A 17,405-nucleotide genomic window follows, 5' to 3' on the forward strand; every position below is an offset into this window, starting at 1 on the left:
ATTAAAATGCGAAGCTGAAACCGAGGTTATAATCATCACCATTTTTTGCGGTGTATTCTTTGTCTTCACTGCAAGCTCGTGGACGACCTTGACCATCACCTTTAACTAGGCTCACCCAGTGGCGAATACCTGATGCGTGGCAGTTTTCAGACTGACCAAACGTAGTGCAAGTCTCAAGCTGGATATCTTCTATCTCAACCAGTTCAAGATTACCGGTACCTTTTCGACGACCAATGGTTACCTCTAGATGCGTACCACTTTCATCTCGAAGCAAAATCGCTTCTGGTGAGCATTTGTCGCCAACAAACGCCACAAAATGCTTAGCACGCTTTAGGCCTGTGTGCTCTCCATTCTTGAAATAAGCCTGAACGTGGCGGTAATCAATCTCATAGCTCACCACATCTTCATGCGAACCGTTTTCTAATGGAAACAGCGTATCCAGAAGCTGCTTGGCCATTTTTTGCTTTTCCATTTGTTCATCAGCTTTCACCATTTCGACGGCAAACACGGCTTCAGCGATAAAGGTTGAGTGGTTCTTATGTAGTTCTGTTTTATCGAATGTCAGCATGTTCATAGTGTTTCCCTCTTACAGCTGCTAAGTCCAAATTAGAGTAAAAAACCCAAACGGTTGTTTAAACTTATATGCGTTTTGTGATTTGTATACTTTGTAGACTAGCGTGTTTTTGACTACAATTTCACAACAAAAATTTTACAATGTGAATTTTACAAAATGCCCCTGTCAAAAAGTCTAATCCGCCAATCCCACTTTTTGGGAACCAAGGTCCGTAACTTACGGAAACGTAACCATTTAACGATGGAAGATCTCTCCGCGCGCTGTATTCGAGTTAACCCAGAGTACGCCCCTTCTGTCTCATACCTCTCCATGATCGAGCGCGGAAAAAGGGTCCCAAGTATCGATATGCTAGAGGTCATTGCCGAGGTATTCCAAAAAGATCCTGCTTGGTTCTTAGATAATGAACCCGAGCCCGACGAGATCACTCCCGTAAAGGGAAATCGTGGAGGGATTAGTGGTATGGCGCTGGAGCCAAGCTTTTTATTCTCGAATGACATCCTGCAAATAGCCATCCCTGAGATGCTGTCGCAAACCGGTATCACCGGACGACAGTTTGCACATCTGTTGATTCGAGCCCATCAAGAGAGTTTGCAGAACCACTTTCCGGATTTGGAGCGTGCGGCTGAAGAAGTCGGATTGAAAAGGCTTAACTTATCTGTCGAAGACCTGATAGATATTGCCAATGATCTGGGTCTGAGTGTTCGCTGGGTCAATCGAACACCCAAAGACGTAGTAGATGAGCTTGGTGTTAATGCCAAACAGCTTGTGACTTCTTTCTTTGAGCCACCGGGCACTATCTACCTTAACGAGATACTGAAAGCCTACCCAACGCGTCTTAAATACGATCTGGCGGTATATATCGGCCATCGTATCTTACACAGTGAAGAGGGACTCAAAAGCGTTCTTAGTGTGGGGCATCAAAACAGTTGGGATGACAGTACCCAGAATCAGTCATCTTCGGCGCTCAACTCACAGGACATTCTTCAAGCATGGCGCGATTTCGAATCGAGTTTCTTTGCAGGCGCACTGCTGTGCCCAAAAGTACCTTTCAGGCAGTTACTAGACCGCAGCGGCTATGAAATCGATGTGCACAAACGTGTTGGTGTGTCACCATCGGTCGCAATGCGTCGAATGACCGTTGTATCACCTTATCCGCATTGGCACTACTTCGATGCCTACGGGCCAGGAAAGCTTAAAGCCGTCTATCGCGGAAATGGTATTCCGCTTCCGTGGGGAAATATGCGGATGGTTAACGACCCATGTCAACACTGGGCTGTGTTCCGCCGCTTATCTGAGCCACAAAATGGATCATCGGCACAGATCTCGATCTTGAATGTCGGCGATGAACCAAGGATCTACTGCTGCGAGTCGATTAATATGACGGATCCTGCTGGGAATAATCGAGTCTTGTGCGCCGGGATTGACCTTAACCCAGCAATCGACGCCCAAGGTGGCAATGCATTAGAAATTGCTAGCGAGCTTAAGCGCTCATGCGTGGAAGGAGGAGGAAGTGTTGCTATTCCTCGCGGTATCAAAAAAGATCTACAAACCGTTGCCAAGATACTCAACATCAATTGGGTTGAGAGAGGAATCGAAGGAGATGCTCGTTTGATTTGTTCTCGCGGAGCGGTATGCCCACGTAAACCTAGTTGTTATGAAGGATGCCAAGAGGAATCGGAAAGCCCACTAGGGGATATTTTCTAACGGTGTCATTCTTTTCACAAAAAGCTAGGTTGATAGACAGTCGACCTGGCTTTTTGATGTTCAAAAAGAAAAAAAGCCAGCCACAAATTGTGTGACTGGCTATATACAAGTGTGAACAATAGAGGTTCACTAACAACGTCAGTTGGCTAGGTGACCCTCGGCTTAAAAAGGGTCGCTTCAATTAATGCAGTATGCGTGCCAACTTTTAAAACGTACAATTTCATTGAATTCGGTCAAATATAGACCACTTTCAGGGAAATAGCGTTCTTATTAATTTTGCAATTTGCAAAATTAGATGCAAATTGCAATTGCAGCCATTCCCATACTGAAATTAATGACAAATTACGCACTTTCAAAGTTGTACTTGTTTCATATGTTAACTATATAGATATATCTAATTCGGCTTCACCATAAGACAACCAAATGATAGGCACATTGCTGTCAAGAGCTAGATGACTCCAATTCTAGTAACTTTAGTTTTCGTTCTACGCCACCAGCATAGCCCGTTAATTTGCCATCCTTGCCAATCACTCGATGGCAAGGTACGACAATAGAAATTGGATTTCTCCCATTTGCCGTTCCGACAGCTCTTACCGCCTTTGGGTTCCCCACTCGATTGGCAAGCTCTTGATAGCTGATCGACTCCCCGTACGGGATACTACACAGCACTTCCCACACCTTGCTTTGAAATTCTGTCCCTTTCGCTGCTAATGGCAATGAAAACTGCTGGCGTGTCCCCGAGAGATACTCCGTCAATTGCGTTGCCGCATCAGATAAAACTGGATGCTCAGGCAGATAGTGACCCAGTTCATTTGGCAAAGTCGTATGTTGTTCAAACCAGATACCTAATAGCCCTTCGTCGCTTGCCTGAATGGTAATAGGGCCCAAGTCGCTTTCTAGTATGGTGTAGTAGTTCATTAATAGTGGCTCCAACAATGTAGGGTGGCATAACTTCCCCAAGGGGAAACGCCTTCCTCACTCATCAATTCATTAGTTTTTAGGTATTTTTTAACAATCAGATCAGAGCTCAAGAATAAGTCCGGCTCTGATTGCCCTCGCATCAGTGCGTAGTTAACGGTCCATGGACCAATTCCCTTGAGCGCTAACCAGTTATTCGGTGAATCATCACAGTGTTCTCGAAGGTGGCTTGCTAAGCGTGCCAGTGTATCTTTACGGCTTTGCGGCATACGTAAAAAGGTCAAATCTGCGTTCGACACTACGCCGGGTGTTGGAAAAACCAATTGACCAGACACACGATAATCAAGCGACTCACTAAGCAGGTTTAACTGACCAATTGCCGCTTTTACCGAAACTTGCTGCCCGAGTACCGCACGAACACCCGCTTCCCATGTTGACCATACTCCAGGTAGTCTCAATCCAGAGTGAACGATTAACTCGTGATTGATGCCATTCAGATGTGACTCAACCGCGGTGATGTCGGTATCGAGGTCAAACACCCGTCTGATTGTCGTAAGGAGAGTTGACAGTTTAGTGACATCCTCCATTTCAAATTCAATCTTGACGGTTTGCTTGCCCTCATGATCCGCGAAAATCTTGAACCACGCCAAACTGCCGCTGATCTCCACATATCGCTCATAACTTGTATCAGTCACTATCTCTATGCCATTAATGGCTCTTTTCTGATAAAAGCTGAGCAGTGATTGCCAGTCATAAGCGCCTCTATACGCCAAATAAACAACGTTTCGCGCTTCTTTGTCCAAGCCATGACGACGAAGCTGAGAGGGTGTGAGATTCAGCGTCTTCTTAAAGGCATCATTAAACCGCCTAGTACTATTGAAGCCACAGGCAAAACCGATGTCAGAGATCGATAACATACTATGATGCAATAATTGCTTGGCGAACATAAGATGATGATATTGTGCATATTTTTTCGGAGAAACACCCAGATGTGTTTTAAAGAGCTGGCGGAGATAGCGGCTACTAATACCAAGCCTATCGCTAAGTTCCTCGCAGCTTGATTGGTTCAATGCACCTTGCTCTATCAAGGTTAATGCGCGTCGAAAACTTGTCTCAGCGCCTAGCCAGGCCCAAGAGTTTGGCGCGCTCTCAGGGCGACACCTCAAACAAGGCCTATAACCGGCTTCGAGTGCCATATGAGCGTTCGTGAAGTATTCCACATTTTGCTCTTTTGGTGGATTTGCCGGGCAGATTGGGCGACAGAAAATGCCTGTGGTTTTGACCGCAACAAAGAAGACACCATCAAATCGTGAATCTCTAGAGAGTCTTGCACTTTGATACTGCTCATTGGTCATCGAGGCTCGATTCAACACCAAAATACATATCCTTATTTTCTATTGGTGCCAACAGTGTAAACCAAGTAACTCTATAAACTAGCCATTTTCGGAACCAAATGATGCAAGAAAACCTTCACGGATTGGTCATTTAACCTTCAAATTAACAAGTAAAAGTAACGTCCTAACAGACACTTAAATTTTTCATCGATTAAAATTTAACCAATAGACAAAGCTCTGTCTATACTGTGGCAGAGTTCGATGATAAACGTCATTTTATGAGGGTGACTATGCAAAATGTAGATTTTCGTCTTGGGAAGAAACCGTTCTACGACAACAAACGATTTCGACGTGGATTTGCAAAATCCGGAGACTTTACCATTGCTGAAGAGGAGATCCTGATTCGCTTCGGGGACACAATGAACTTGTTAGAACTGGGAGAACTCTCTCCAGAAACTGACGAAGAACGTCACTTTTTACAGGTTCTATCCGATGAAAAACAAGCGGAAAATAAGCTAGAAAAGACGTGGGTCAAGTATATCCACCTCGCAAGAGACAGGAAAAAGTTTCATACGCTGAATGGTAAAAAAGCAGCGGTAGAACCCGCTGACGCTAACATTGACTATGACGACAATGACGATATTGGAGACGATATTGTTGATGACGACTCAACGTCAGATGATTAATATCAGGGCAGTATGGATACGTACTGCCTTCCTAAACTTATAAAGTTACTGCAAAAATTAGAGTAAGAGCTCATTTTTGCCAGTTCAAGCCTCTCGTTTTCATAGTTGCCGTATCACTCGCCGTTGTATCAGTCTAATCTTTTAACTAACAGGATTAACAATACAAGGAAAGCCATGCCCACAACACTGGAAGAGGTATACCAAGTTCTCTCTTGCCTTCCCGACCCCGTTTTCATTCTCAGTGAAGATGGCGACTACGTCGATATTCTAGGGGGCACCGACTCTCAGTCATATCACGATGGCTCTGTGTTAGTCGGACGGTCATTGCATGAGGTACTTCCTAAGGACAAAGCTGACTGGTTTATCAGTCAGATCGTTTTCGCGCTCGATCATAATGAAGTTATCACTGTCGAGTACGATTTAGGTGCCTCCGATGTTGACGGGCTGGATGAGGCGTCAGGTCCATCAAGAACGCTTAGGTTCGAAGGTAAGATCTCTCCCCTCTCTTTTACGAGAAATGGACGAAGGGTAGTGTGCTGGTTAACCCGAAATATATCCACTCGATACCATCTCGAAAAAAGGCTGCGACGGCAAAGCGAGACAGACTCACTGACTCATATCGCCAATCGGCGTTTCTTTTTTGACACCTTGAAGTCAAACTTAGCCAGTAAATCGCCAAGCTCGTTGATTCTTTTCGACATTGATTACTTTAAAAACGTCAACGATACCCACGGCCACCTAGCTGGTGACTTAGTGTTGAAACAAATAGCTAAACGAGTCAATGCTATCATCCGCCCAGAAGATACATTTGCTCGAGTCGGTGGAGAGGAATTTGCCGTACTGCTTCCTAGATTAGATCGTGAGGCCGTAATGGCGATTGCAGAGCGACTGCGAGAGGCGATTGACAGTGAACCATTTCTTTTTGAGGGCCAACAGATTCATGTCACAGCGAGTTTTGGTCTCACTAACACAGTGGAAAGCGATGAGGATACCAGCGTGTTCTCTCGGGTGGATACCGCGTTATATCAAGCCAAAGTCAAAGGTCGTAACCAAGTAGTAAACTTAGAGTTAGACGAATAAAAGCGCTCTTCACAACGAAAAACGTCAATCTAAGCAGAAGTATTCAAGTATTTTCCTATAATTCTCGAATGGAGACCAATTCGAGGATTATTGCTTCATGCTAACCGCACTGCGCAGTTTAACACTCCAAGCCAAGACATCACTTATTGTTGCAGGATTGCTCATTGTCGTGCTAACTCTGGGGGGGCTAGTGCTCACAGACCTCGCAGCAAGAAACTCGCAGGCTGTAAGAACCATCGAGCTACTTCGTATCGCACAGTCACTCGATAACATCGCACACCGTTTTGCCGTAGAGCAAGGTCTTTCCGAAGGCTTTAAGTCTAGCCATGTCGAAACAGCTAAGCAAAGACTGAACATTGCACGCATAGAAGCAGACAAAGCTAGTCAGCATTGGCGAAAACTTGCCGTTCAATATCCAGAGATTGAAGTGGCTTTCAGTGAACAAAAGCAGCTCCTCGCAATGGCTATCGAACACTCCACAATGGTCAGAGAGCTGATAGATCATGATATTGGAGAATATTCGTTTAAGCACTATTCTGGTTTAATTGAACAAGCTCTCACACTCTACGACGGTATCATTCGAACCATAGAGTCTCCTGATCTTGTCGATGATCTAGCCCATCATATGCATTTGCTCTGGCTTAAAGAGCGAGCCGGACAGTCTCGCGGCGCACTAAATGGCGTATTCGCCGCAAAGCAAACGACCATTTCCAATGACAAGCTGATTGATATTGGTTTCTTTATTCGTAGCTTTGAATGGAATCTTCGACTTCTCAAACAACGAGCCCCCGAATCCCTTTACCTTCCCATCACGAATTGGCCAATCAATGATGAAATATCTCAAATTGAGTCCGAACTTGTCGCAGAAGGGCAATTGACTGACGAGTTGCTAAGCATTTCATCCGAATACTGGTTTTCCCTTGCTACACAACGTATCGAGCGCATCAAGTCACTCCTTGAACGACAAAATAAGCGGTTATTCGATAAGGCGACACAAACCGTAAGAGAGACAAATCGAAATCTACTCGTTGGCAGCATCGGAATCACAATTGCGGTTATGTTCTTGGTAATGCTACTTGTCATGTCTCGGCAATTGGTAAAGCGATTGGGTGCACTACTTGATGCCACTAAACATGTTGAGCGCGGAAACTACGCTATCTCATTACCTAAAAAAGCCGCCAATCAAACTGACGAAATCAGCCGGCTAAGCGATGGCTTCGTCACGATGGCAAATTCGTTGGCGATAAAAGAACAGCAGATGCTCGAACACAATGAGAAATTACGATTAGCGACAGAAGAAGCGAAGTCGGCTGCACGAGCTAAAAGTGAGTTTCTGTCTACCATGAGCCACGAGATCCGTACCCCAATGAACGGCGTGATAGGTATGACTGATTTATTACTCGATACCGAGCTCACCGACCAACAATTCAAACTTACAAGAACAGCCAAAGACAGTGCAGAATCCCTCCTCGGAATCATCAACGATATCTTAGATTTCTCAAAGTTTGAAGCTGGAAGAATCGACCTTGAGGAGCTGGAATTTAATCTAGTCGATATGGTCGAGGATGTTGGTACCAATCTCTACCTCACTGCTTCACAAAAGGATCTCGAGCTTATTTGTCCAGCTAACCCCATCTTATCTCAGTGGCACATCGGTGACCCAGGAAGAATTAGGCAAATACTCGTCAATCTTATCGGCAATGCCATCAAGTTTACTGAGCAAGGCCAGATCGCCGTTTATGTCGAGGTCACTCCACTAGATGATAGTACAGACTCTATAAAGTTTTCCGTTGTCGATTCAGGGATCGGCATTGCTAAAGCACACCAGGATAAGCTGTTTGATAAATTTACCCAGGCAGACAGCTCGACAACGCGAAAGTACGGTGGCACGGGACTTGGTTTATCTATCAGTAAAAAACTCGTTGAGTTGATGAACGGAAGCATCGGTGTTAAGAGCGAAGAGGGAAAAGGATCGACCTTTTGGTTTGAGCTACTTCTTCCTCACCTCGAAGAAAAAGATGTGCACTTTGCACCAAAAAGCGAACTACAAAAACAGAAGGTGCTTATCGTCGATGACAACCCAGTAAACCTAGAGCTACTCAGTCAACTTCTCAGCAACTGGTCGATAGAGTTCAACACCGCTCATTCTGCAACTGAAGCATTAGATAAACTGATAGAAGCAACAGAATCTGCCTGCCCTTTCTCGATTGCAATCCTCGATTACGAGATGCCTCGAATGAACGGAGTCGAGTTGGCTCGACGTATTAAAGCTGCCCAGAAACTCAAAGGTACTCGCCTTGTCATGCTTTCATCAGTCGTTCAGCGTGGCGACATCAAACTAGTCAAAGACAACGGCTTTAGTGCCTACCTAACCAAACCAACACAACAAGCAGAATTGTTTGATGTTCTATCACAAGTCGCAGCATTAAGAGATGATACTGACCAGAGTATGCTTTTCATCACAAAGCACTCGCCTACAAAAGCCCCAAAATTTCAGGCTCATGTTTTAGTCGTCGATGATATGAAAACGAATCAGGTCGTTGTGAAGTCGCTGCTATCTAAGTTTAAGGTTAAGGTTGATGTGGCGGAAAACGGGCAACAAGCAATTGAGCATCTACGAGAGCGCACATACGACTTGGTATTCATGGATTGTCAAATGCCTGTTATGGACGGATTTGAGGCAACGCAACGAATTCGTCAACCTAGTTCCAAGGTTATCGACCCCAACATAACCATTATTGCGATGACAGCCAATGCAATGCAGGGAGATCGCGAACGATGCTTGGATTCAGGAATGAATGACTATGTGGCCAAGCCTATCAACTCCAAAGTACTACTAACGACGTTGGAAAAGTGGTTAACAGAACCACGTCAGTCGGCATGACATAAAAATCCCCCAATAATTGGTGTCCAACTATTGGGGGTAAGCTCAACAACTAAGCTTTTTGTCCACTAGTCGATTAGCTTTTTGCTGTTTACTAACTCATAGCTAGGTCCAGCGGTATCTGCCGTCACAAGCTCCAGCTTCTCTGTATCTGCACCCGCGCCTTGATACTGGTTAAAGCCGTTAGTTACCGTCATTTCTGGTAGTTCGAGTGAATAGCTGCTTAGCTGGTCTTCACCCACTAACGTTTGAGTGTAGAACTCATTCTCGTAGGTCGCATTCACAAGTGGGAAGTCTTCTGTAGCACGTACGCTTACGAACTCAGGATTCTTTGAGTTATCAACAACATTGTTTTTGAAGTTGATATCCAAACCAGCAAAGATATTTTCAACTTCGTCGTTGTTAAACAGACTGACGCGGTGAGTTTGGTTACCGTAAACCATGCCCCACTCTGTATCGACAAACGTATTGTTTTCAATATCGATGTTTTTAGGCGTCCATTGCTTGTTAAGCTCTTTGCCCTTCACAGACTGGTCTAGCTGTTCACCATTTTTAACATCGATGATACCCGTATTAATCACAACAGCACCGCGTAGGTCAGCATTACCTTCGATCAAGCCATCACGACCACGAGTGTTAGCGATGTAGTTGTTGCGAATCACATGGTCTTCATCATAGATACGAATACCACCCGTTAGTAGCTTCTCGTTACCTAGGATGATATTGCTCTCAACCTTATTGCCTTTGCCGTGACGCAAAGAGATTAGTGCAGCACTTTCAAAGATAGTATTGCCTGAAATCTCGTTATCACCAGATTTGATCGAGATAAGCTCACGCTCACCATCCATATCTACAAGTAGGTTGTTGATAAACTTAGAGCTTGAATCCCATTGAGATGCCTTTGAATCACCAATTCGAATCGCTTCCCAGCTGTTACCGTTGTAACGAACCGCTTCTTTGATCGCTAGCTCATTAAACTGGTTTTGCTTCTGATCAACAAAGATGTTGTTCGCAATCAGGTGGTTGTCAGGTGTCTCATCTTTTTGAACACCGATTAGTGTGCCGCGCTTTTGCTTACCTTCGAAACGGTTGTTGATCACCTTGCCATCTTTACCCCATAGAGAAACCCACAGGTACTTCGGATACTCAGAGCGACGCTCATCAGGCTCGTATGCATAATCGTGGTTAAAGTAGTAGAAGGTCGAGTTTTGCAGTGTATTGCCATTACCCATCATGCGAACGCCACCAAAACGCTCTGCAGGACCACCTTCAGTAAACACAAGGCTATCAAGCGTAATATCATTACCCGTCAGTTCAAACTGAACTAAACCGGTCAGCCACACCTTGCCTTCTGTCTCTGGCTTGATTGTCACACCGTTTGCTTTTACTAGCATGTGACCAAGGTTGCGGTACTTACCGTCAGCGATGGTGATGATTTCACCATCTTTGGCATTTTCAATCTGAGCTTTAAGTGCTTCAACTTGCTCAGCAGACACTTCGCTAAGCTCTGCACCATCTACTTTGACCAAACGGTCACTTGAAAGTAGGTAATCGCGCGTCACTTCATTAAATGCAACGGTTTCAGCTGCAACAGAAGCTTCTTGCGATTGAGCGTCGGTATTTGAGTTTGCACCACAGCCAACCAGGACTGCAGACGAGAAAATTGCTGTTAGGGACAGCGCAATAGCTTTCTTTTTCATAACGAATATATCTATCTCAATGGAACAGGAATAGAGGGCGAAAAAGCGGCCAAAGTGGCCGCTTAATTTAAAGTAAATATGATTACGCGTTGTTCGTTACTGCTTCTGCATCTTCTTGCTCAACAGACTCATCGACTGCTTTTACAAGTAGAAGACCAACAGCAAGTACAATCACACCACACAGTACGAAGATCATGCGTCCCCATAGTGGATTAGGTAGAAGGAACATCGCCATCACACCAACACCCGCACAAGCAATTAGAGAACCAAGCATGCGACGCTGTTTGTTATCTAGCTTCTTCTGCTCTGTAGACTCAGCTACTAGAGGTGTTGCTAGGTTATTGAAGAACTTGTCTACATCTTGCTGACGCTCTTCAGATAGTGGCTTGTAGAACAGTGTTGTTAGGCAGAAGAAACCTGCTGTGAACACTAGGTGGCCAATCAGACCGATAGCAACTTTCAAGTCAGACCATTCACGACCTGTTAGCGGCTCTAGGTTGAACCAGTTAGCAACCATTTCTGCGTTGATAACAAAACCTACGTAGTAAGAAACAACCGCACCAACCACTAGTGTGCCCCAACCTGCCCAGTCTGGAGTCTTCTTGATGAAGAAGCCACAGAATGCTGGAATGGTCATTGGGAAGCCAATTAGCGCGCCTACATACATCATGGTGTCGAATAGGCTTAGACCTTTAAGCGAGTTGATAAATAGTGCAACTAGGATAATCGCAATACCAAAGAAGGTAGACGTTAGCTTAGAAACAATAACGAGTTCTTTCTCTGTCGCGTTAGGACGTACGATTGGCTCGTAGAAGTTCTTAACGAAGATGCCCGAGTTACGGTTTAGACCAGAGTCCATAGAAGACATCGTTGCCGCGAACATCGCTGCGATTAGTAGACCAACCATACCCGCTGGCATAAATTCTTGTACGAAGTATAGGTAAGCAAAATCGCCCGCCTTAGAACCTGCGTCTGGGTAGTGAGCAGCAAGATCAACACCTTGACCAGCGATGAACCAAGAAGGCATGAACCAAATTAGTGGGCCCATAGTCATCAGGATACAAGCTAGAAGTGCTGCTTTCTTCGCGTTCTTTGAGTCTTTCGCTGCAAGGTAACGGTAAGAGTTCAGCATGTTGTTGGTAATAGAGAACTGCTTGAAGAAGATAAAGAATGCCCAGATACCGAAGATGCTTAGGTAGTTCAGGTTGTTACCGGATACAAAAGACGCGCCTTCTTGAGTTGGGAAGTTATTGATGATTTCACCAACACCACCACCTTGAACGATAGCAACGACAGCACAAGTTACGGTTACCGCCATGATGATAACCATCTGCATGAAGTCAGATGCGATTACCGCCCAAGAGCCGCCTGTTACTGACATCACAAGTACAACAAGACCTGTCAAAACAATCGTCGTTGTCATGTCGAAGCCAAAGATACCGGATGCAATGATCGCTAGACCATTTAGCCAGATACCCGCAGAAATCACGCTGTTTGGCATGCCAGACCAAGTAAACACTTGCTCGTTGAACTTACCAAAGCGCATACGAATTGCTTCGATAACAGTTACCACACGTAGCTGACGGAACTTCGGCGCGAAGTAAAGGTAGTTCATAAGGTAGCCGAATGCGTTCGCTAGGAAGATGACTGCAACGGCGAAACCGTCAGCATAAGCTTTACCTGCAGCACCGGTAAATGTCCACGCACTAAACTGCGTCATAAACGCCGTAGCACCAACCATCCACCAAAGCATACTGCCGCCCCCGCGGAAGTAGTCACTGGTTGTGCTTGTAAATGTTCTAAACATCCATCCTATTGCGATTAGAAACAGGAAGTAGATGCCAACAATGGTAGTATTGAGATCCATCTTGAAACCTTTTGATGAGTTATTGGGGTTATCTGCACTATACCCTCGCCAACTTCATTTTGTAGTACAATATAATTATTGCGTGAGCTGGATCGTTAATTGTTACAGCCATTTTGTATTACTTATGATCCGCTTCATATTTTTAACCTTAATGAGATCTATATCACACAACATTATCTTAACTTGCTAATTTTTCTCATTATATAGGATTTTAAGTAGGTTATTGGCAAGACGAAATCAAAGTGCTAACAGATATAGAGGAAGAATTGAGGGAGTATATTGTCTTACATAAAAAAAAGACCCTCGCACCACCTGTAATAATGCGAGGGTTAAAACGACATTAGGAGATCCATAGTTAAAGGGGGTGACGCCCACTTCAACTCCGGGGGTAAGTGAACATTGCTCAATCGACAATGCTCTAGTTCTTATCAAGTAGGTTTGGTAATTACCTCTTTCGCTTGGGGTCGAACGAGATAATGGGGGCGTTAAGCCGCTTTTTGCGACTCAACAGATTCTTGAGACACACTGTGCTCTCGAACACTATTAATCTTAATGTATTACAAATAAGATTAATGAGACATAGATCAAGTTTTGGGAACATTCATATTATTCAGATAGCTGAAAAAATGACATGACATACCAAAAAACCTTCATAAATCACTGTTTTGTAGAGCAATTAAGCTCAAATTACTGTTCAAAACATCGTTATAACTCTGAGAATTATTTTAGTTATGAGTTGGGTCACAGAACCAAACAGTACATTTATCGTACCTTTATTGTATTACATAACAGTCGCTAAATGTTCGTTCTGCATGACCCTTCTCGATGGAATGTCAGGCGGGACGTCTCATAGTAACAACCCTTTCAGCAGACCTAAGCTCTGAGCAAACCAAAGCCTTGAGCGAACAGAAGCTTTGAGCGAGCCCGGTCTGCTGCGATCAGAATAAATGGAACACGGAGTATTATTCTGCGATGGACAGATTCAACATGGGCTTTAAGTCCAAACTCATATTAGCCCTGACCACCACAACAGCTATCTCGCTTTTAGCCACCAGCTACTTCTCCCACTCTATGCTCAGCGAGCAGGTCAATCAGCGGATATTGTCGGACATCGACCACTCGCTCACCATAGAAGTAAACGAACTTGAAAACACGGTGCAAAGAACCATTGATACTGTCAACGCCGTCGCTAAAGAGTATCAAACCAACAATAACCAAGGCATTCCTAGCGAAAAGTTGATGCATATGGCCTATCGTTTTGGTGGTATCGACAAAATGGTGATTGGGTTTGACGACGGCTCCTCTTTTACGTCACGTCCCTCAGAGTCATTTCCTGATGGTGTCGGTATCAAGAGCAAGTACAATCCAACTGAGCGCCCCTGGTATCAAGATGCGAAGAGACAGAGTGGCTTGTCTTTAAGTGACGTGTTCTTTACCAAGAGCGACCAGACCCCAATGATCGGGGTCATGTACTCATTGGGTAATGGTGTCATCATGGCAGATATCCGATTCAACGATGTTCAGCAAAAGCTCACAGAGCTCGAAACTATCAGTAATGCGACGGCTTTTGTTATTGATGATAAAGGTATGGTTATCGCCTCGACGTTAGAGGGTGTAGAACCTCAGCGCCGCGTTCAAGATTCAGTTATTGCGGCCGACGTTACGAGTATCATCCGCCAGCCAGAGCAGTTTTCTGAACTCAAACTGGCAGGTCAAGATTTACTGGCAATTTCGAAGCCAATTGAGCTTGGCAAACAGACCACATGGCAGATGGTGGTCGCTCTAGACAAGTCCTTGGCGCTTTCCGAACTTGATAGCGCTAGCCAAAAATCGATGATGATTATTATTGTGGCGCTACTGGCAGATCTGGCAATCGTCGTACTGGTACTGAATAAACTCTATCAACCTATCGTATCACTCAAGGCGATCATTGAAGATCTCGCCAAAGGGAACGGCGATCTAACACAAAGGCTTGAAGTCCGTTCAAGCGATGACCTGGGCAAAATTGCTGAGGGCATCAACCGATTTATCGACGGATTGCAGTCCATGCTTAAAGAAGTGCAAACCTCGACCCGAGATTTGGGCACAAAAACGCAACTCATCGAGTCTAGCTGCCAAGATACCCACACAACACTCGATACTCATACTAATGAGACAACTCAGATAGTCACTGCCATTGATGAGCTATCTCACTCATCGGTTGAAGTAGAAAAACACTCGCGAAGTGCAGCAGATGCCGCACAAACAGCGTCTGGCCTGAGCAACGAGACCAAAGTCATCAACACCTCCACTCAGCAGCACATTGCCGATTTGGAACAGCAAATCACGGCAACCTCTAGTGATATTTCTCAGATGGCCCTTGAAACACAGAGTATCCAATCTATCGTCAATGTGATTGGTGGGATCGCTGAACAAACCAACCTGTTGGCACTCAATGCTTCTATCGAAGCGGCACGTGCCGGAGAACATGGTCGAGGATTTGCTGTCGTTGCAGATGAGGTTCGCGCACTCGCTAACCGAACTCAAGTCAGCACTTCAGAGATAGAAGCGGCACTGACTAAACTTCAAGAGCAATCAGACAGCTTGGTTCAGTCGATCTAGCAAACCAAACACAACTGTGAAGGAACACGTCAGCAAGTCGACCAGTCGATGGAAATGCTAGAAACTCTCGATCAGCAAATCGAGACCATCAGCCGCTTTAACGACGAAATCTCCACCTCCTCCAGTGAGCAAAACACAGTGATTCAAAGCGTGAATCGTAACATTCACCGAATCAACGACATCGTCAACGAGCTCAATCAGCTCAGCGACAAGCAAGTTGGAGAGTCTCAAGAGGTGATTGCACTTAACAGCAATGTCGTAGAGCTAGTAGGACGCTTCAAAGTCTAATAGCGCTCTCTACATTGCCCCTAGAACAACCTATCTGCCCTCTGTTTTTTGACAACAATAGAGGGCACTTTTTTGCCTATAAAAAAAGCAAGCTTTTCGACAAAACCTAGGTTATTATCCGCGCCCCAGTTTTGTATTACAAATATTATCAATGTCCAAACACGCGAACCAAGCTATTCTACTTTTGGTGCTTGCCAACCTACTTGCCTCCTTTTCAGACGTATCGCTAAAAGTGCTCAACGGTGAGGTACCTACGTTTCAATATGTGTTTATTAGGCAAGTACTTAGCGTGCTTTTGCTATTTCCCGTTTGGATACGTTTGCCTCGTCAAACTCGTATGGATGGTTGCGGTTCTATCGCTTTTTTACGCGCTCAGTTTATCCTTGGTGGTAGTGCGTGTGCGATGGTAGCCATCACTCACCTAACGCTTGCGACAGCAAATGCGATGTTTTACGTGGGCCCTATTCTTATGATTCCACTTGCCATGACGCTGCTAAAAGAGAGACCAACCAAGGATAAGGTCATCGCGACGTTGATCGGCTTTAGCGGCGTCGTGGTGGTACTTAGACCTGAGCATTTCCATTGGGCAGCCATCGCCGGTCTGGGAAGCGCACTAGCGATGGGTGTAAGCAACATACTGGTGAAAAGACTGCCCGCTGAGCAGCATATCGTCTCGACGCTGTTTTGGACCGGGGTGATGACCCTTCCAGTTGCCCTCATTTTAGCAGTGCAACAGTGGCAACCACTCAACCTCGTCCAGCTCGGATGGATAATGGCGATCAACCTGTTTGTATTGGGTTATCATGCGTTGATCGTTGTCGCCTATAAAAAGGCACCAGCCAATCAGATCGCACTTGCTGAATATTCAGGTCTTGTGTTTGTCACTCTATTTGGCGTGATGTGGTTTGATGAAATACCTGACGTTCTAACATTTATTGGGATTCTATTAATCGTATTGCCTATGATGCCAATCAACTGGAAAAAGCGCTTCAGCACCTCGAAAGAAGCCATTAACATTTCGAATTAATTCAGATCACAGAGTGGTGATATAACTTCGCCACTCTCAATATTTATCATCTCTCCATGGGTTATTATTGATATAATCATCACCGAAAGTAATAACTCATGGAAGAATGATAGATGTCACAATATACAATCTCTTCTATCCTACCAAAATTAAAACATTCCAATTTATTTGGAGAACTTACATCAAAATCTATGTTTGGTGGTTTTGGTATTTTCTCTGATGGGAATATCTTTGCTTTAATTAGTAAAGGCAAAGTATTTCTACGTATTCCAGAAACTAACGTTGCTGAGACTCTAATAGAGCAGAGATTCAGCTATGAGAAACAAGGGCAAATCGTCACTACACGCTATCAGAGCTTTGAACCTGATAGTGACGAGCAGCTTGTAACAGATTGCCGCACAGCTTTAGATCAGGCAATGCAAGAAAAAGAGCAGCAGCAAAACAATGATGTCGTTCGCATAAAAGACCTGCCGAACATGAAATACACCACAGAACGGATGCTTGCCAAAGCTGGTATCAAGACCATTGGTCTGCTGCGCGTTCGAGGCGCAGTGGGCGCATACCGTGCACTAGCCAAGTGCCATAAAAATGTTAGTGAGCAATTACTTTGGCAGATTGAAGGGGCACTGACGGGCATGCATTGGATGGTTATTCCAGATAAGCGTAAGAAAGAGCTGCTCGCAAAAGTGAGGCGCTAGTTAAAAAGAAGGTCGATGTAATTACATGTATCGACCTTCTTTAT

The 17,405-nt window shown here is 44.8% G+C and carries 13 protein-coding genes; 8 read left to right on the forward strand and 5 right to left on the reverse strand.

All coding sequences use genetic code 11. The features are described from left to right. Nucleotide 1: 1 nt before the first annotated feature. Complete coding sequence (locus AC6I8U_RS20090; protein WP_042474638.1) at nt 2–574, reverse strand: aldolase/citrate lyase/malate synthase family protein; 573 nt, start codon at nt 572–574, stop codon at nt 2–4. Nucleotides 575–730: 156 nt separating this feature from the next. Here AC6I8U_RS20090 and AC6I8U_RS20095 point away from each other — a divergent pair, with 156 nt between their 5' ends. Beyond that, entirely contained in the window at nt 731–2,278 is a 1,548-nt protein-coding gene (locus tag AC6I8U_RS20095) for a DUF3612 domain-containing protein (RefSeq protein WP_234497415.1), read from the forward strand. Between the two features lie 441 nt (nt 2,279–2,719). Here the strand turns inward: AC6I8U_RS20095 and AC6I8U_RS20100 are convergent, their stop codons facing one another. Then, complete coding sequence (locus AC6I8U_RS20100; RefSeq protein WP_498019462.1) at nt 2,720–3,196, reverse strand: methylated-DNA--[protein]-cysteine S-methyltransferase; 477 nt, start codon at nt 3,194–3,196, stop codon at nt 2,720–2,722. Next, nucleotides 3,196–4,575 carry a DNA-3-methyladenine glycosylase 2 family protein gene (locus AC6I8U_RS20105; RefSeq protein ID WP_498019609.1) on the reverse strand — a complete coding sequence of 460 codons (1,380 nt, stop codon included), beginning with the start codon at nt 4,573–4,575 and terminating at the stop codon, nt 3,196–3,198. Before AC6I8U_RS20105 ends, AC6I8U_RS20100 begins: the two co-directional genes overlap by 1 nt. A 245-nt stretch (nt 4,576–4,820) precedes the next feature. Here AC6I8U_RS20105 and AC6I8U_RS20110 point away from each other — a divergent pair, with 245 nt between their 5' ends. The 3 genes from AC6I8U_RS20110 (at nt 4,821) to AC6I8U_RS20120 (ending at nt 9,180) form a co-directional block, all read left to right on the forward strand. Beyond that, entirely contained in the window at nt 4,821–5,216 is a 396-nt protein-coding gene (locus tag AC6I8U_RS20110) for a MaoP family protein (RefSeq protein ID WP_498019463.1), read from the forward strand. Nucleotides 5,217–5,390: 174 nt separating this feature from the next. Beyond that, on the forward strand, nt 5,391–6,296 hold the full coding sequence (locus AC6I8U_RS20115) for a sensor domain-containing diguanylate cyclase (RefSeq protein WP_498019464.1): 906 nt from the start codon (nt 5,391–5,393) through the stop codon (nt 6,294–6,296). A gap of 97 nt (nt 6,297–6,393) precedes the next feature. Beyond that, nucleotides 6,394–9,180 (forward strand): hybrid sensor histidine kinase/response regulator, encoded by a 2,787-nt coding sequence (locus AC6I8U_RS20120; RefSeq protein ID WP_498019465.1) that lies wholly within the window; start codon nt 6,394–6,396, stop codon nt 9,178–9,180. Nucleotides 9,181–9,248: 68 nt separating this feature from the next. Here the strand turns inward: AC6I8U_RS20120 and AC6I8U_RS20125 are convergent, their stop codons facing one another. Continuing rightward, nucleotides 9,249–10,880 (reverse strand): polysaccharide lyase 6 family protein, encoded by a 1,632-nt coding sequence (locus AC6I8U_RS20125; protein WP_498019466.1) that lies wholly within the window; start codon nt 10,878–10,880, stop codon nt 9,249–9,251. 82 nt (nt 10,881–10,962) lie between these two features. Next, nucleotides 10,963–12,747 carry a sodium:solute symporter family protein gene (locus tag AC6I8U_RS20130; protein WP_234497425.1) on the reverse strand — a complete coding sequence of 595 codons (1,785 nt, stop codon included), beginning with the start codon at nt 12,745–12,747 and terminating at the stop codon, nt 10,963–10,965. Between the two features lie 972 nt (nt 12,748–13,719). Between AC6I8U_RS20130 and AC6I8U_RS20135 the strand changes: the two genes are divergently transcribed. The 4 genes from AC6I8U_RS20135 to AC6I8U_RS20150 all read left to right on the forward strand — a co-directional run bounded on the left by AC6I8U_RS20135 (nt 13,720) and on the right by AC6I8U_RS20150 (nt 17,361). Then, nucleotides 13,720–15,348, forward strand: a complete 1,629-nt coding sequence (locus AC6I8U_RS20135) for a methyl-accepting chemotaxis protein (protein ID WP_498019467.1) — start codon at nt 13,720–13,722, stop codon at nt 15,346–15,348. A 48-nt stretch (nt 15,349–15,396) separates the two neighbouring features. Beyond that, complete coding sequence (locus AC6I8U_RS20140) at nt 15,397–15,636, forward strand: hypothetical protein (RefSeq protein ID WP_498019468.1); 240 nt, start codon at nt 15,397–15,399, stop codon at nt 15,634–15,636. Nucleotides 15,637–15,787: 151 nt separating this feature from the next. Continuing rightward, complete coding sequence (locus AC6I8U_RS20145) at nt 15,788–16,663, forward strand: DMT family transporter (protein WP_498019469.1); 876 nt, start codon at nt 15,788–15,790, stop codon at nt 16,661–16,663. A 113-nt stretch (nt 16,664–16,776) separates the two neighbouring features. After that, nucleotides 16,777–17,361, forward strand: a complete 585-nt coding sequence (locus AC6I8U_RS20150; RefSeq protein ID WP_498019470.1) for a TfoX/Sxy family DNA transformation protein — start codon at nt 16,777–16,779, stop codon at nt 17,359–17,361. Nucleotides 17,362–17,405 lie beyond the last annotated feature (44 nt).

Source organism: Vibrio sp. KUL80 (assembly GCF_059725495.1).